Here is a 16,708-nt window from a genome sequence, read left to right as displayed (position 1 = left end):
CCAACTATTTGCAGACCACAAAAGAATTAGAGCCAAATAAATAATGATGAGCGTGTTTCACCGACGGCTGGTCGCAGCCGCCCTGGGTATTTTGTTGTCGTTTTCGGTGCTGGCTCAGTCTTCCCCGGAGAGGGTTACTCTTTCACTGGATAACGCCGATATCCGAGACCTGATCAACTGGGCGGCGGATTTCACTGGCAAAAACATCATTGTGCACCCGAACGTCAAGGGAAAGGTCACTGTGGTTGCCGGCGACCCCATGACCCATCAGCAGGCCTTTGACGTTTTTATGTCGGTGCTTCAGGTTAACGGTTTCAGCCTGGTGGAGCAGGGCGATGCCTGGAAAGTGGTGCCGGATGCGCTTGCCAAGCAGCAGGCGATCCCGGTCATCGACGACCAGACCCGCGCGCCCGGCGAAGCACTGGTAGTGCGCACCGTTAGGGTTGAGAACATTTCCGCTGCACAGCTAATCGCAATGCTGCGCCCCCTTATCCCTCAAACTGGTCATCTGGCCGCTTACGCTGATACCAATACGTTAATCGTGGCGGATCGCGCCGCCAACATCGATCAGATCGTGCGCCTTATCAGGCAACTCGACCGGGCTGGTGCCATCGACATTGAGCTGGTACCGCTCGCGTTTGCGTCTGCAAAAGAGGTTAAGCAGGTTATCAATGAACTGTTGCAGGGCGGTGGCAAGCAGGCCGGCAACGACGTTCAGCCTTTGCGCATCGCGGTAGATGAGCGCTCAAACAGTATCCTTCTCACCGGTGACCCGGTTACACGCCAACAGCTGAAGAAGGTAATCGAGCGTCTCGACCAGCCTTTGGCCGGCGAGGGCAATACCGCGGTGGTGTATGTGCAATACGCCAGCGCTGCCGATCTGAAGCCCATCCTTGAGGGGATGAGTGGCAGCATCCAGAAAACCGAAAAAGATCAGCAGGTGGCCGATGTCGAAGTCAGCATCCAGGTCAACGAAGAGCTGAACGCGCTTGTTCTTACTGCGCCGCCCTCCCTGCTGGAAACTATGAAAGGGGTGATTGCCAAACTGGATGTGCGCCGTGCGCAGGTTCTGATCGAGGCGATCATCGTTGAGGTAACTGAGGGCACCGGCAATAACCTGGGCGTGAAGTGGATCGCTGGCAATGACGACGATGTGTTCGCCGGCTTCGAAAATGACTTTGCGCAAAATCCCATTATCGACGACGACGGCAATGTGCTTTCCGAAGTAAACCCATTTTCGCTGTCGCCCGCGAACCTGGCGCGCTCGGGTTTGAACTTGGGTTTCCTGAGTGGCACCGATGTGCGGGTGGCAGTCAACGCAATGGCGAGTGAGAACAACGCCAACATTCTGTCCACGCCCACCATCATGGCGCTGGACAACGAGGAAGCCGAAATCCTGGTCGGCCAGAACGTGCCGTTCATTACCGGTGAGCAGCTGCTGTCCGGCAGCAACAACGACCCCTTCACCACCATTCAGCGTCAGGACGTCGGTACTACGCTGAAGGTCACCCCGCGTGTAAACAACAACAATTCCGTAACCCTGGAAATTGAGCAGAAAGTCGAGAACGTGCTTCCGGTTACCGGGCAGGCGGCAGACATCGTGACCAGCAAGCGGGAGATTCGCACCAAGGTGCTGATTGATGACGGTGCGATTCTGGTGCTGGGGGGGTTGATCGAAGACAAGGTCACTGAAATCAATGACAAGGTGCCGTTGCTGGGTGACATTCCCGGGATAGGCCGCCTGTTCCGCAACTCCAAGAAAGATGTGGACAAGACCAATCTCATGGTATTCCTGCGCCCGCGTATCCTGAGCAATCAGATTGCCGGTTACGAAGAAACCCGTAAGCGCTATCGCGATATGCAGGAAAAGCAGCTGCACCTGCGCGACAACACCAGCCGTATCTGGGATTGGAACCGGGGTGAAACACTGCCAGACCTGTTGCCGCCGGCAGCCAGCTACGAAACGGAAGAGGAACAGCTTCCGATGGAGCCCGAGGACGTCAAGTGATGACGGATCTCGCGGTCAAACGTTTACCTTACGCGTTTGCCAAGCGCCACCAGGTGCTGTTGGCTGAGGTGGATGGTACTCCGGTATGCCAGTACGTCGCCCCCTTGAACCCCACGGTGCTGGCGGAAGTGCAGCGGCTCAGCGACGCCCCTCTGGGGGTCGCAGCGGTAGAGCAGGAGGTCTTCCAGGAGGCGCTACAGCGTCAGTATGAGAACCGGGAAGGCGGCAACCTTTCCGATGTGGAAGGCTTGGGTGACGATCTGGATCTCGCTGCCGTGGCCGACTCCCTGCCGGAAACCGAAGACCTGCTCGAACAGGAAGACGATGCGCCTATCGTCAAACTCATTAATGCCATTTTTGCCGAGTCGCTCAAGCAGGGTGCCTCGGATATCCATATCGAGACATTCGAAAAACGCCTGGTGGTCCGCTTCCGGGTGGATGGTGTGCTGCGCGAAGTACTGCAACCGCGGCGTGCACTGGCGCCGCTGCTGGTGTCCCGTATCAAGGTAATGGCGAAGCTGGATATTGCCGAGAAGCGGATTCCCCAGGACGGCCGAATTTCCCTGTTGATGGGTGGTCGTGAGGTAGATGTGCGGGTTTCCACCATGCCATCGTCCGCCGGCGAGCGGGTGGTTATGCGTCTGCTGGACAAGCAGGCGGGCAAAATGGATATGCGCCACCTGGGTATGGCGGAGCGGGATCTCGAGGTCATGATGGACCTGCTGTCTCGCCCCCACGGTATCCTGCTGGTGACGGGGCCAACGGGCTCCGGTAAAACCACCACCCTGTACGCCGGCCTCGCGAGTATCAATCACCGTGAGAAGAACATCCTCACCGTGGAAGACCCGGTGGAGTACAACCTGGAAGGTGTCGGCCAGACCCAGGTCAATACCAAGGCGGACATGACCTTTGCTCGCGGTCTGCGCGCCATTCTTCGTCAGGATCCGGATGTGGTGATGGTGGGCGAGATCCGTGACCTGGAAACCATGCAGATCGCCATTCAGGCGAGTTTGACGGGGCACCTGGTGCTTTCAACCCTCCACACCAATACTGCCCTCGGCGCCGTTACCCGGCTGGTGGATATGGGTATCGAGCCTTTCCTTCTGTCTTCCAGTGTTATCGGCGTGCTGGCGCAACGGCTGGTGCGTGTGTTGTGTCCGGATTGTCGCCAGCCCCATGCGGTGGACAGCTTTGAATGCAAAATGCTTGGCATTGAAGAAAGCGAAGGCGCAACGATCTATCAGCCAGGTGGCTGCGAGAAGTGTAATCACAGCGGCTATCTCGGGCGTGTCGGCATCTACGAGTTGGTGCCAGTGAATGAGAAGCTACGCCAGATGATTCACGACCGCGCATCGGAAAATGCGCTGGTTCAGGAAGCCCGCACACTGGGCCCCAGTATCCGTGACGATGGTGTAGCCAAGGTGCTCGCCGGTATCACTTCCTTGGAAGAAGTACTTCGTGTAACCCAGGAGTCATGAGATGGGTGCATTCGAGTACACCGCACTAAACAGTGGCGGCCGTAAGAATCGCGGTACCTTGGAGGCCGACAGCGCCAAAGCGGCACGCCAGCAGTTGCGTGCCATGGGTCTGATCCCGCTCGAAGTTACGGCAGCTTCTGAATCAAGCAGCGCCGGTAGCGCCAGCTTTCTTTCCGGTAGCCCGGGCCTTAGCGTCAAGGCACTGGCACTGCTCACCCGCCAGATCGCCACATTATTACGTGCCGGCATACCCCTAGAAGAAACCCTTGGCGCCATCGCCAACCAGTCGCGCAACCAGAAGGTCCGCCGCATCGTGCTCGCGGTACGCGCGAAGGTGCTGGAAGGCCACAGCTTTGCCCAGGCCCTGGCCAGTTTTCCGCGCGCCTTCCCCAAACTTTATCGCGCTACCGTAGAAGCCGGGGAGCACTCGGGCCATCTCGACGACGTGCTCGAGCGGCTGGCGGACTATACGGAAAACCAGCAGGTGTTCCGGCAGAAAGTTCAGCTCGCACTGATTTACCCGCTGGTACTGGTGGTGATCTGTGTGCTGGTGGTCACGGGCCTGATGGTTTACGTGGTGCCGGATGTCATTGAGGTATTTACTGGCACCGGCCAGCAATTGCCCTTGGCGACGCGGATACTGGTATCCATCAGCGACTTTATCTCGTCGTGGGGCTGGTTGATACCGCCGGCAATCATCGCATTGGTGGTTGGCTGGACATTGCTATTGCGCCGCCCGGGGTTTCGCTACCGGTTCCATCACCGCTTGCTCGATATGCCGGCAATTGGCTGGTTGGTGCGCGGTGGCCAGAGTGCCCGCTATGTGGGTACGCTGGCGATCCTTACCGGCAGTAGTGTGCCGCTGGTGCAGGCCATGGGAATTGCCAGTGGCGTAATGAGTAACGATTTTCTGAAAGAGCGTCTGCAGATCGCGCAGAAGTTCGTGCGCGAAGGCGGAAGTCTGCGACGGGCGCTTGAAGACGTGGAATACTTCCCGCCAATGATGACCTATATGGTCGCCAGCGGTGAGTCGTCCGGGACACTGGACCAGATGCTGGTGCGCGCCGCAGAAAACCAGGAGCGTGACCTGCAGGGCGCAGTGACCGCGTTCGTGAGTCTGTTTGAGCCCATCATGCTCCTGGTAATGGCGGGCATAGTTTTGTTTATCGTGATGGCAATCATGATGCCGATCATGAATATGAACCAGCTGGTCGTGTGAATAGGGCAGCGGTCGATCGATTTCGGGCGGGTGCCCGGATAACTTTTCTGCGAGGTGAGAAATGAAAAATCTACGCAACAACCGGGGTTTTACCCTGATTGAGATCATGGTGGTTATTGTGATCCTGGGTGTTCTGGGTGCCTTAGTGGTCCCGAATATCATGGGGCGTACCGGTGAAGCCCGAATGAAAGCGGCTACCGTCGACCTGCGTGCGATCTCCACGGCGTTGGATATGTACCGCATGGATAATTTCGTTTATCCGAGCTCCGATCAGGGCCTCGAGGCGTTGGTTAGCAAGCCTTCCGGCTTCCCGGAGGCAAAGAACTGGACCGAGCCCTACCTGAAGAAGGCGCCAAAAGACCCATGGGGCAATGAATACCAATACATCAGCCCCGGCAGCTCTGGTCCATACGACCTGTTCAGCCTGGGTGCCGATGGCAAGCCGGGCGGTGAGGGCGAAGCGGCCGACCTGTTCGCGTCCGAGCTCTGAGGCTAGCCAGAGCCACTCACATGCGCGTTGCAGCCTGCCGCCAACGGGGTTTTACCCTGATCGAACTGCTGGTGGTGATTGTTATCATCGCTTCACTGGCGGGCATGGCGACGCTGTCTCTGAATAATACCGACAGCCGTAACTGGACCGGCGAGGTACAGCGCCTCGCCAATCTGCTGCAGCTGGTGGCCGACCGCGCCTTGATCGACAAGGCCCACTATGGGGTGGTGTTCGAAGAACAGGGCTACCAGGTGGTGCGCTACGACTCCAGTTCAATGAAGTGGCAGGAAATGGACTTTTCCGGCCAACCTGCCGCCGCCAATGCGCGCCGCTTTACCGCCCACGAGCTGCCGCCCACCATGCGTCTTGAAGTTCTCTCGCAGACGGAGCTACCCGGGGCGGAAAGCAAAAACACCAGTTTTGGCGGCACTCGCCGCAGTACCACGGATACCGACAAGGATCGCTCGAGCAAGCGCAAAAAGGACGAAAAAGAGATTCTGCCGCAGTTCGCTGCACTTTCCAGTGGCGAAGTCTTGCCGGTGGAAATTGGGTTTTTCCTGATGAAGAACGGCGATATCGGCCGTGCGGCGATCATTTCATACAGCAGTCTGTATGGCATGCAGCTGGAGTGGCAGAGCGATGAGTATTAGTTTTCGCAATCGTTGCCCGTCTCGCTGCAGCCAGCGGGGATTTACCTTGGTAGAGGTGCTGGTGGCACTGGTCATCTTCGGAGTGATTGCTGCCAGCGTGCTGAAAACATTGCAGGATAGTGTGCGCCAGCAGGCGGCACTTGAGGAGCGCTTGACCGCAAACTGGGTGGCCCAGCAGGCGCTCGCCGAAATTCGGCTGCGCACCGACTGGCCACCGCAGGGGAAAAAGACTGAGAAAGTACTGCTCGGCGATCGCGAGTGGCAAGTAACCGCGGAGGTCAAAAGCACCAACGAGCCGAAGATGCGCCATATCATTGTGCAGGTCGGGCGACCAGAGGCGGAGTCACCGATCCTTACCATCGACTCCTGGATGGCGCAGTCGCTCGGTTCAGGCAGCGGGGGGGGGCGTTCATGATGCGATCCTCAAAGCTGGCCTCCGGTTTTACCCTCATTGAAATCATGGTGGTACTGGTGATCGTGTCGATCATTGGTATCGGCTCCTACTCCCTCCTGGAAACCTTCTTCACCACCGACCGGGTGCTCACCGCCCGTGCCGATGAAATGCGTCGACTCTCCATGGCCATGTATCGGCTGGACGACGATTTGCGCCAGCTCACTGTGCGCCCGGTTAAAAATGCCTACAGCGGTTATGAGCCTGCGTTCCAGGGGGTAACCAATGAATTCGAGTTTACCCGCCTGGGTGCGGCGAACCTTACCGGAGAGCCCCGCGGCAACTTGCAGCGCTTGCATTACGGTATCGGTTACGCCGAAGAGGATGTTGAGGCGCGGTTTGAGCGGGGTGCAGATGACGATACTGCGCTGTTACTGCGGAGCCGCTGGCGTGTACTTGACCGCGGGCCAGATTCCGAACCTATTGCCGAGCCAATCCTGGATGGTGTGGTCGAGCTGAATATGCGCTATTACGACCGCGACACCAAAGCCTGGCTCGCGCAATGGCCGCCGGCGTCGTCCACTACCACTCCGGGTGCGGTCGATCTGCGCCTTCCTCAGGCCGTCGAGGTGACGCTGCTCACTCGCAGCGGGGGCGAGCTGCGGCGTGTGTTCTCGCTACCAGAATACGCGGTGGTTGCCGGTACTGGCGGCTCTGGCAGTAGCAGCGGCGGCGATGACAATCGCGGTGACGGTGATGGGGGCGGTGTCGGTGATGATAGCGGCCGCGATGGCGATGAGGACAATGGCTCGGATGGAGCGCGCGAGGGCCGCGGCGAATGATTGGCGCAAGTCCATATCGTCAGCGGGGCGTCGCGCTGATTACCGTGTTGCTGGTGATGGTGATTGCCGTTGCCGCTGTGACCCACGCGGTGACGCGCAACCGTCTGGCGATTTCCAGAACCAGTGCGATCCTGGCCAACACGCAGCTCGCAGAGTTCGTACACGGTGCAGAGGCCTGGGCAATCATTGCCCTCGAAAGAGATTTTGAAGAAGATCGGGCTGCGAGCGCGGCGAGCGATAATTTGCAGGAGCCCTGGGCGCAAAAGCTGGTCGAGTTTAACCCGGATAATGGGAAGATTCGCATTAAGATCAAGGACTTACAGTCCTGCTTTAATGTGAATAATTTAACAATGGGTCGAGCATCTGGCGGCTCGGAATCTGCGGATAGCAAGGTTTTGCAGCGCCTGGTGCGCAACCTGGGAGGTAGGGCAGAAACCGCCATGGCGATAGAGGACTGGGTCGATCCCGGCGATACGCCACTCACCTCGGGCACTGAGGACAACGGATACCTCGGCCAGGAGTTGGCTCACCGTACCCCGGATACCTTCATTACCGACGTCTCTGAATTAAGTGCCGCTCAGGGTATCGAAAGCGAAGAGTGGGGCGCTATTGCCCCGGAGCTTTGCGCTTTGCCGGAATCGGGTACCAAGGTAAACGTTAATACCGCCTCTCTGGAATTACTGTCAGCGATGTTTCCATCCGCCAATATTCCTGGGCTGATCAATCAGCGCGAGAGTGGCACGCCGTTTACCCAGATGGCAGACCTGTCCGGGTTCAATGTCACCGGCGGGGCGGAACTGGATTTCAACAGCGCGTATTATGTGGCACATATTGCCGTGCAGCTTGGCCTGGAGAATCAGCAGTACTGGGAGTCAACGCTCAAGCTCGATACCAGCACTGGAGAGGTCAAAGTCATTCAGCGCCAGCGGCGCGAGTTTTCCGGGCAGTTTTTGCAGGAATTACTGGGGGATTAATTGAGCCAGGAAGTGAAATTATTAAGGCTGCGAGAGCCTGTTGCCGGGTCGCATACAGGCGATCAAGTGCAGTCAGCAGGCTGCGTGGTGCTGCAAAGCTGGCAGGATGGTGCCTGGCACTCAGTGCCTACGGATATCGCTTTCCAGCATGCCTTTGTCGCCGGCAAGCCTGAGCACGGCTACGCGATACCCGATTCCGAGCCTACCAGCAGTGATACCGCGCAATCCGATACTGGTGCCTTGTCGTTCGAGCCCATGGATCGCGCGGTGCTGCTGGTGCCTGGAAGCTGGGTTTGGAATGGCCTTGAGAGCATTCCCCGCGCAGCACGCCGGCAGAGCAGCGCCGTTGGCTATATGGTGGAGGACCAGCTCGCGGAAGATGTGGAAGACCTGCACTTTGTGTGTGAGCCGGTACAGGGAGACCTGTGCAGTGTTATGGCAGTCGCCAGCGACAAGCTGGCTGCGCTCAAGGGCCAGCTAGAGCGGCTGGGTTGGCCGATTACGGCTGCAATTCCCGAGTACCGTGTGCTCGCCGGCGCAAATAATGCTTCGTCTATCTGGCTGGATGGCGAGCGGGCACATGTCTGGATGGGGGCGGGCAAGGGGTTGTCGGTGTCGCGTCCTCTCGTCGGCGTTATCGCCGAAAGTCTGTTTGTTCCCGAAGCTGCAGAAGCGGAGAGCGCCGGCAACATCGAGGACTCGCCTGCTATTCGGGTTTTTGGCGATGTGACCGACCTGGAGCTCGCCACATTCGAGCAGTTGGGCTCCGTTGAGCGTAACGCCGATGCGCCCGAGACCGAGTTCCTCTCGCAGGTTGGCACCAATGTGCCTGGCAACCTGTTGTCTGGTGATTTTCAGATCACACTTGCCACCGACGCAGGGCCCTGGTGGAAAAAGCCCGCGATCGCGGTCGCCGCTTGTTTTGTGTTGCAACTGGTGTTTTTTGTGGGTGCCGGCACCTATTACAAGATCCAGGCAGGCCGCGCCGATGAGGCAGCTCGAGAGCTATTTAGTGAGATATTCCCCGGTGATCGCCCTGGCGCGGACCTGCGGCGACAGGTCATGGGGTACCTCAACCAGTCGTCTGGTGGTGGTGGTGAATTCGCCGGCCAGCTGCAGCAGTTGAGCAAGGTATGGCAGACCGGCAAATCGGGCGACCTTAAATTGCAGTCTCTGCGGTTTGATGGCAATCGTGGGGAGCTGGTGTTGCAGTTGCGTGCGGCCAACCTCGGCCAGCTGGACTCGGTGGTGGGCAAGCTTAGTGATGGCCAGTACCAGGCAGAGCTGCTGGCGGCCAACGAACTGGAAGATGGTGTTTCGGGGCGTATTCGATTGCGATGAATAGCCTCCTTGGACAGCCGAATGCTGAAAGAATCAGAACAAGTTCACCGAATACTATGAAGCAGATGATTGACCAGTGGCGCCAGAAATGGGCCGGGCTTCCCGCAAATGACCAGCGCGCCCTGGGTATGCTGGGCCTTTTTCTCGGCGCAGTATTTATTGTGTTTGGCTTGTTCAAGCCGGCCCAGGGTTACTTTGACAGCGCCAGAGACGACGCCGAGCAGTCCCGCGAACTGCTTACCTGGATTGAGGAGCAGCGTCCGCAGTTGGAGCGTATTCAGCGTAATAGCGGCGGCGAATCCCGGGCGCAGGGCACACTTCTGCAGCGGGTTACCGCTGCGGCCAACAACCACAAGGTCACCATCAAGCGGTTTGAGCCGGAGGGTGATGGCCGAATCCGCTTGTGGATCGACGAGGCGCGCTACCAGGACCTGCAGCCCTGGCTCAACACGTTACTGCAGCAGCGTTTTGTGATTCGCTCCGTCAGTGTCGATGCGCTCGCGGAAGAGGGCATGGTTTCGGCGCGCCTAACCCTGGAGCGCTGACGGATCGCCTGGCCCGAGGGTTGGGTTCATCAATCCTCCGCTCATCTCGGGGTGTAAATTAAGCTAAAATTCTATTTTATAGGGCTTAATTCGGCATTTTCGTCTGAAGCTATTTATAAACTAGAAGGGTTGTAAGCTCCGTCTTCTGCTGACTCTTCGGTGAGCGCTTGATCTGAAAAGAAAATTCGGCCACGAATGGCGTCATTTTCTCCCTATACTCAATGGTATTGAGAAAATACAGGGGTCTGACCATGCTGCTTCGCCATGCTGAAAGTAATCATCTTGTCGATGTCGCCGACGTCGTAACCTTAACGAATCCCTATGAACTTACTGTCGTCGGGCGGTACCTCTGGGGAGAAGAGGTCCAGGATCCTGAGGTGTTCGACAAGGCACAGCTGCAATTCCTGTCGGGTGAGGCGTTGCCGCGATGCTGGCACGACAGTCGGTATCGGGATCGTGAAGTGCGGCGGATCAAGTGCGGAACACGTATAAGCGACAGTGATTATTATCAGGGTGCCTGACCTTTAGTGGCTGCTGAAACGCGGTCCAATAGATGGGTTCATCATCCCAGTACGCCTTTTGGTTTAACCGCCGCGCGCCTGAAACAGGGGCGCGCATTTGCGCTAAATCCCCCCAAGCGCTCCAGGCCCACATTGCCTTAGTGGCTCACGTAATGCGATATGGGCTGTCAGCGCACGATTCCCAGCCAAAGTCGGCCTCTATTTCGTGGTTTCGTACCAATACCTCCTATACAATACGCGCCAATTTTTCGCCGGAAGGCTCGATTCCGGGCTTTTGCCCGCAGGCTGATCATCGCTCGGAAGCCTGGGCCTGCGGAAAACCGGTAAAAGCTGTAGCGGAAGAGTTGTGTCATGAGCTTTGAGTTGTTTGAAGAGTACTCCCTGATCGTTGGTGTCGGGGGCCTGATTCTGTTCATGGTATTTATCGTTTGGAATCTCGCCAAGGAGTCCAAGGCAGGCCGATTTGGCACTTTCATTCTGTTTATCGCCCTTGGTCTAGGCTTGCTGGGCTTCGTGTTTAAAACTGTGCTGGTTGAAGTCATGGGGCTGGGCCAGTAGGGTCGCAACGACTCCCAAGCCTGTTTCGGAAACAGGGAGCGTTCGCCGGAATTTTTTATGCCGTTATTTGATCATCCCGAACTCAAGGTGCAGAAGGACCGGCGAGTGTGCCGCAATACAGATACGCGTATTGCAAAGTACTCGCGCCGGGGCATGCTGTTCAGCCTTATTGCCTTTGCAGTTGCCGTTGCGATTGGCGAACTTCGCACCATGTCTCCCAAGCTGGTGCTGGTACTGGCCATTGGGCTTGTGCTGTTTACACTCGTTCGTGGCTACTACGTATTCCGCTTTGAGAGTCTGTACGCAACCGGCCCCAAGCGCTGGCGCCACCGCTATTTCCTCGCTTCAACGATCGGTGCGGTGTGGTGGGGGATCATTCTCCTAAGCCATGTGTTCCTCCTCGGCTTTTCACCGGCCACGCAGTTCCTTTGGATCTACACCGTCGTATTTTGTGCCAGCGTGGCGTCCGTGTTTTCCCCGTATCACCGGTTCCTGACCTGGTTTCTTGCCGGATCCCTCGTGCCTGCGGCCCTGCAGGGCTTCATGACGGCCGATATTCTCGGTGCTATTTATGGCGCATTGACCCTGGCCTTTGTTTGGCTGATGGCCCATCAGGCAAGACGAGAGTCGGAAAACTACTGGGACAGGGTTGCCGCCATGCAGGCGCTGCAGCAAAAGGCGAGCAATCTTGCCGCGGCGCGCAAACACTCGGAAGCGGCAGTCGAAGTCACCAATGAATTCCTTGCCAATGTGGGCCAGGAGTTTCGCAGCCAGCTGTCGGACACCCTGGGTGCACTGGCACTGCTCGAGGGTGACAGGCTCTCCGATCGCCAGCGTGAGTGGGTGCGTTTAGCCAAGAATGCGAGTAACCAGCAGCTCAAGCTTGTAGATAATGTGGGCATGTTTACTCGCGTGGCGCGCAAGGATATTCACCTGCGGCGCGCGCCGTTCAATCTTGTACGCACCATGGAGAAGGCGTTCAAGTTCGCGGCCAAGACGGCGCAGCGACAGCGTCTGGAGTTCAATTTCCAGATCAGTGAAGATCTCCCCGTCATGGTGACCGGCGACAATCGCAAGACCGCCCAGCTGATCCGTAATCTGGTGGACTCGGCAACGGTGATCGCACAGAGCGGTGAGCTTTGGGGCGAGGCGACATTCGAGCTGCTCAGTGCTGATGAGGGGCAGCTGACCGTCAAGTTGATAGACAGTGGCGACGGCGAAATCCTGCCGGATGAGTCTGAACTATTTGGCGCATTCTCGCGCATGGATACCACCCAGGTGACAACCGGATTGGGGTTAAATATCGCCAAGGGCCTCGCGGAGGCCATGGGTGGCTACCTGCAACTGTATTCGTCTGATGACGGCAACCGCTATCAGGCGGTGGTCAAGTTCGCCATCGAGCCCAACCAGCGCATTTACCTGCAACCAGACCGCCGCCTGCAGGACACCGAAGTTCTGCTGCTGCATCAGAAAGGCCTGTTTATCGGTGGGATCTCACAGGTCCTGCAGTCATTCGGCATGGAAGTGACCAGCAAAAACTGGGATGACGGCAGTACAGAGCCCATGGACCACCTCATGCAGGCGATGGATCGTGGGCAGCTGGTCGTCCTCGCCCCGGCCATGGGAGATGGTCGTATGTTGAGTGGTGTAACCCAGGTCATCACATCTGCCAGTAGTGAGCCGAAGAAGTTTCCGCTGCTGTGTCTGGGCGGTTATGGCCACAAGCTCGAGTTCGCGCCACTTGCCGCTGCTCTACCAGAGGCACAATATCTGGCGCGCCCGGTCACCCGTAAGGAATTCCACGATGCGGTAGTGCTGCGCCTGTTCGGCGGCATCAAAAAGGCCAGTCGCCGTGTGGCGTGCACCAATGCCGAAGCGAATCGCAAGCGGAAACTGTTACTGATTGAGGAGTCCCGTCAACACCTCGGGGTGACCGAAGAGATGCTACAGACGCTCGGATACCAGGTAGAAGTGGTGGCTGCGGTAGAAGACGCACTGGCGCGTTTACCGGAAAACAATTACGACCTGCTACTGGTCGATTGCCAGCAGAACACCACTCACAGTGCGGAAATCATCGAGCAGTTACGACACTGGGAGAGTGAATACGCTCCCGACGATCGGTTGCCGATTGTGGCACTGACGAGTACCACCGAAGAGCAGTTTGAGGGTCGCTGTCTGGCAGCGGGTATGGATGACTATCTTACCAAGCCGTTAAGCAAAGACAGTCTTGCCGAAACACTGGAACGGTGGTTGGGCGAGTAGGGCGCTGTCATCTGCTCTGGTTAGAACTTGAAAAGGCCTGTCTTGCGACAGGCCTTTCTTTTTGCCTTACTGGTTGATGTCAGCGCTGTGGTTTAGAACTGATATTTAAGCCCCAGTTTCACTCGCCATGTGGATTCCTCGGCCTGGAAGCGATCATAGTTTCTGGTGTTCAATCCCCCGAAAGGCTCGTCGTACACATACTGCCCTTCATCGTTGACGCCATAGGCAAACAAATATTGCTGCGGGTACTGGATATCGTACACCTTACCCCAGTCGTTATTGAGCAGGTTGGCGAAGTTGTCGATCGTGAAATACACCAGCCCGCGATGCTCTGGCATAAAGCCCGGTAATTCCTGGGTAATTGCCAGGTCCATGGTGGTTACCCAGGGCATGTTTGCCGAGTACTTGTCGACGAAGCCTCCGGCGGCACCGGCAACGCCCGCCTGACGAGCAATATCCATGATCTCCGCGTAGCTCAGGCCATTTTCAAAATCCACGTTGGGGTCGTCCGCACCGGAAGGGATATAGGCCAGGTAGACATCGGAGTCATCGAAGTTGGTCTGGTCACCGAGACCCGCATCGCGATAGGCATCATAGGTCCAGGAGAAAGGGCGGCCGGAACGGCGCTCGACGAACAGGTTGAAATTGGTCTCGTAGCCCTGCACGAACTCGGCGCGGTAACCCAGGTTCAATACCAGGCGGTGCTCAATTTCGTAGTAGGCGGTGCCCTCGAGCGGCTGGTTGCGGTTTTCCACCACCTCGTACTGGAAATTGGATTCCGCGGTGGAGCTGGTTCCCGGATTTACCTCGGTAATCTCCTGGTGGGTGTAGGACAGGTTGAAAGAAACACCATTATCAAACGCCTTTTCCAGTGCGGTACTCCAGATGACGCTGCGGCCACCATTGTCGACGTTGGTGAGCTCGAGGTCGTAGTTGTCTTCAAACTCGGTGCCCGCGTAAATATTGTCCCAGACGATGCGGTCACCGATACGCTCGCCACTGTCTACTCGGGAAAGGTCACGCCAGTACACACTGTTTTCACGGTCAACGTAAGTGAGCTCGGTGCTGAGGGAGAAATCTTCAGCAAAACCCGGTACATCAAAGACGTAGTCGGCCCCCAGCTGATAGCGCCAGTCGGAAGGCAGCTCGAAATCCGGGGCAATGCTGTTGGTGCTGCCGGCACCAGGAGCCAGGCTGTCCATGGCAACTTGCGGAATACGAGTAAGGTCGACGTCTGACGAATCTATATCGGTCAGGTACACCGAATCCTTGGTGGTGCCGTCGTTGGTGTAGGCATTCGATACCCAAACAAGCGGCATGCCGCCACTGAAGCGGCCTGCGCCGCCGCGCAGGGTCAGGTCGTCACGCAGGTTCCAGGTAAACCCGATACGGGGCAGGAGAATGTCGCGGCCATCGAGGTTTTCGGTGTTCGAGTAGCCGTAGGTGTCTTCGAAGTTGCTGTTGGCATTTGGTGCGCTATCGATACTGAGGGTTTCGTAGCGCAGGCCGGCAACCAGTTCGAGGCCCGCAGCCGGCTCGAATGTGGCGTCGCCATAGAACGCATAAGTGCGGCCATTGACGTCGTAGGCGATATCTTGAATGTCGTTGGTGTAGGCGTTGCTGTACTGGAAGCTTGCCGGTGAACGACTTTCAAAATCTTCGATACTGTCAAAACTCCAGGTGCCGGAGGCATGGCGGCCGTACAGGTTGTAGTTCCAGGTATCTTTGATTTCAGTACCAAAACGGTACTGCACCTCGTCGGTGTTGTAGATGCCATGGAAGCCCAAGCGCCAAACTTCGTTCTCCAGTACATTCGCGTGGCGGTTCTGGTCGGCACCGGCAACAATAAAGCCTTCTTCGGTGGCGATATTCACCTCGCCCCAGTTGCTGTTTGTCAGTGATGCCTGCTCGTAATCTTTATACGAAAGGTTTACCTCGGTGCTGAATACATCGCTCCAGTCGGAGAATATATGGCTGCTGAAGTAGGTAGTGTCCTGGGCCATGGTCCAGAGGTTGGATGACAGGTTCAGGTTCTCGTCGTCGTCCGTGAAGTTCCGCGCGGAGCGGGTTTCCTGATTACTGTAGGTGAAATCCGCACGGTGATCTTCGCTGATGTTCCAGTCCAGTTTGAACAACAACTTCTCATCGTTATCCGGGACCGGGGCCGAGCCATTTGAGTCTTGTAGGCCGTACACTTCCTGAAGGGCGCTCAGGACACGATCGCGCTCCTCGCGGGTGACATTATGGTTGCTTAGGGTGTTCAGCTCGTAGTTGAATGCAATTTCTTCTTCCCACTTTTCATAGGACGAAAAGAAAAACAGCTTGTCCTGAATTAACGCGCCGCTGAATGTCGCACCGTAGGACTCTTCCTCATTCTCGATATCGAATTTCTCAACTGAGCCGTCTTCCGGCAGGCGATCGTCTTTGGCGGTGCCGGTCCAGGGGACGGTTTCCGCAAACACACTGCCACTGAATTCATTGGTGCCGGATTTGGTAACGACATTGACGTTGCCACCGGAAAAGCTGCCCATGCGAGCGTTAAACGGCGCGTAATCGATAGAGATCTGCTCAACCGCGTCCAGTGAAATCGGTGGGCGGTTGGTCGGGTAACCATTGGACTGCAGGCCAAAGGTATCGTTGATGCCTACGCCGTCAATGGTCAGGGCGTTGTATTTGGGGTTGGTGCCGGCAATACTGAGCTCGTTGCCATCGGGACTCACGACTGCCAGCGGATTTGCCCGCACCACGTCCTTCAGGTCGCGGTTGAACGTCGCCGCGTTGCCGATCTGATCTTCCCCGAAAACGCTGTTGGTGCCGCGGTTTTGATAAGCGACCGTGTTACCTGTGACCACCACCTCTTCGAGATCGTTGACCTGCAGGTTATCGGAATCCAGGTTGATGGGTAGGTTGGTGGGGTTGCCGACACTCAGGTAAACTCCGTTGATGGTTTCCTCTCCAGCTTCAGACTGCACGCGAATGGTATAAGGGCCGCCAACGCGAAGACCGGAAACATTGAAGCGGCCGCTGTCATTGCTCTGAATGACACTGCGGCTATTGGATGGCTGGTGCACCACGGTTACGGTGGCATTTTGTACCGGGGCCCCTGCATCGCTGGTAATAAGCCCGCGAATGGCTGAAGTAGTCTGTTGTGAATGCGCGGCAGGTGCGAAGCTCACAACGGAAATGACCGCAGCAGACAAAAGTGCCTGCGGTAACTGGAAGCCTTTCATAAAACTCTCCTTTTCAGGCCCGGTTGCATCCTATTCGGCGTCTATTCCTGGGCCGTCTATGTGTGTATCTCAAGAAATGAACAGGATCGTGTGATCTGTCAGAAGCCGGGTTAACGGCGCGCACATTGTTGTTGAGAGTTTTTGCAGTGGAGTTAAGGAGATATTTCCGGAATGTCGCAAACAGGTGACAATTCAGCGC

General features: G+C 57.1%; 14 protein-coding genes. 13 read left to right on the top strand and 1 reads right to left on the bottom strand.

The window, feature by feature from the left end:
• Positions 1-43 precede the first annotated feature (43 nt).
• The 13 genes from gspD (at position 44) to LC059_RS07230 (ending at position 13,279) form a co-directional block, all read left to right on the top strand.
• Entirely contained in the window at positions 44-2,008 is a 1,965-nt protein-coding gene (gspD, locus tag LC059_RS07290; RefSeq protein WP_226703143.1) for a type II secretion system secretin GspD, read from the top strand.
• Positions 2,008-3,486, top strand: a complete 1,479-nt coding sequence (gspE, locus tag LC059_RS07285; RefSeq protein ID WP_226703142.1) for a type II secretion system ATPase GspE — start codon at positions 2,008-2,010, stop codon at positions 3,484-3,486. Before gspD ends, gspE begins: the two co-directional genes overlap by 1 nt.
• A 1-nt stretch (position 3,487) precedes the next feature.
• Complete coding sequence (gene gspF / locus LC059_RS07280) at positions 3,488-4,705, top strand: type II secretion system inner membrane protein GspF (RefSeq protein WP_226703141.1); 1,218 nt, start codon at positions 3,488-3,490, stop codon at positions 4,703-4,705.
• 61 nt (positions 4,706-4,766) lie between these two features.
• Positions 4,767-5,195, top strand: a complete 429-nt coding sequence (gspG, locus tag LC059_RS07275) for a type II secretion system major pseudopilin GspG (protein ID WP_226703140.1) — start codon at positions 4,767-4,769, stop codon at positions 5,193-5,195.
• A 20-nt stretch (positions 5,196-5,215) separates the two neighbouring features.
• Positions 5,216-5,845 (top strand): prepilin-type N-terminal cleavage/methylation domain-containing protein, encoded by a 630-nt coding sequence (locus tag LC059_RS07270; RefSeq protein WP_226703139.1) that lies wholly within the window; start codon positions 5,216-5,218, stop codon positions 5,843-5,845.
• Entirely contained in the window at positions 5,835-6,260 is a 426-nt protein-coding gene (gspI, locus tag LC059_RS07265) for a type II secretion system minor pseudopilin GspI (protein ID WP_226703138.1), read from the top strand. Before LC059_RS07270 ends, gspI begins: the two co-directional genes overlap by 11 nt.
• Positions 6,257-7,078 (top strand): type II secretion system minor pseudopilin GspJ, encoded by an 822-nt coding sequence (gene gspJ / locus LC059_RS07260; protein WP_226703137.1) that lies wholly within the window; start codon positions 6,257-6,259, stop codon positions 7,076-7,078. Before gspI ends, gspJ begins: the two co-directional genes overlap by 4 nt.
• Positions 7,075-8,052 carry a type II secretion system minor pseudopilin GspK gene (gspK, locus tag LC059_RS07255; protein ID WP_226703136.1) on the top strand — a complete coding sequence of 326 codons (978 nt, stop codon included), beginning with the start codon at positions 7,075-7,077 and terminating at the stop codon, positions 8,050-8,052. Before gspJ ends, gspK begins: the two co-directional genes overlap by 4 nt.
• Before the next feature lie 66 nt (positions 8,053-8,118).
• Positions 8,119-9,393, top strand: a complete 1,275-nt coding sequence (gene gspL / locus LC059_RS07250) for a type II secretion system protein GspL (RefSeq protein ID WP_226703135.1) — start codon at positions 8,119-8,121, stop codon at positions 9,391-9,393.
• A gap of 56 nt (positions 9,394-9,449) precedes the next feature.
• Positions 9,450-9,938 carry a type II secretion system protein GspM gene (gspM, locus tag LC059_RS07245; protein WP_226703134.1) on the top strand — a complete coding sequence of 163 codons (489 nt, stop codon included), beginning with the start codon at positions 9,450-9,452 and terminating at the stop codon, positions 9,936-9,938.
• A gap of 251 nt (positions 9,939-10,189) precedes the next feature.
• Entirely contained in the window at positions 10,190-10,459 is a 270-nt protein-coding gene (locus LC059_RS07240; RefSeq protein WP_226703133.1) for an acetyltransferase, read from the top strand.
• A gap of 351 nt (positions 10,460-10,810) precedes the next feature.
• Complete coding sequence (locus tag LC059_RS07235) at positions 10,811-11,017, top strand: DUF2788 domain-containing protein (protein WP_226703132.1); 207 nt, start codon at positions 10,811-10,813, stop codon at positions 11,015-11,017.
• Positions 11,018-11,074: 57 nt separating this feature from the next.
• The gene (locus LC059_RS07230; protein ID WP_226703131.1) at positions 11,075-13,279 is read left to right on the top strand and encodes a hybrid sensor histidine kinase/response regulator; all 2,205 of its coding nucleotides are present in this window, start codon (positions 11,075-11,077) and stop codon (positions 13,277-13,279) included.
• A 92-nt stretch (positions 13,280-13,371) separates the two neighbouring features.
• Here LC059_RS07230 and LC059_RS07225 read toward each other — a convergent pair whose 3' ends face one another.
• Positions 13,372-16,509: a TonB-dependent receptor gene (locus tag LC059_RS07225; RefSeq protein WP_226703130.1), complete on the bottom strand. Its 3,138-nt coding sequence runs from the start codon at positions 16,507-16,509 to the stop codon at positions 13,372-13,374.
• Positions 16,510-16,708 lie beyond the last annotated feature (199 nt).

The sequence above is a fragment of the Microbulbifer elongatus genome (assembly GCF_020524885.1).
Taxonomy (GTDB): Bacteria; Pseudomonadota; Gammaproteobacteria; order Pseudomonadales; family Cellvibrionaceae; genus Microbulbifer; species Microbulbifer elongatus_A.
Note: the sequence above shows the minus strand (reverse complement) of the source record. Positions and strands in the feature narration are given on the sequence as shown.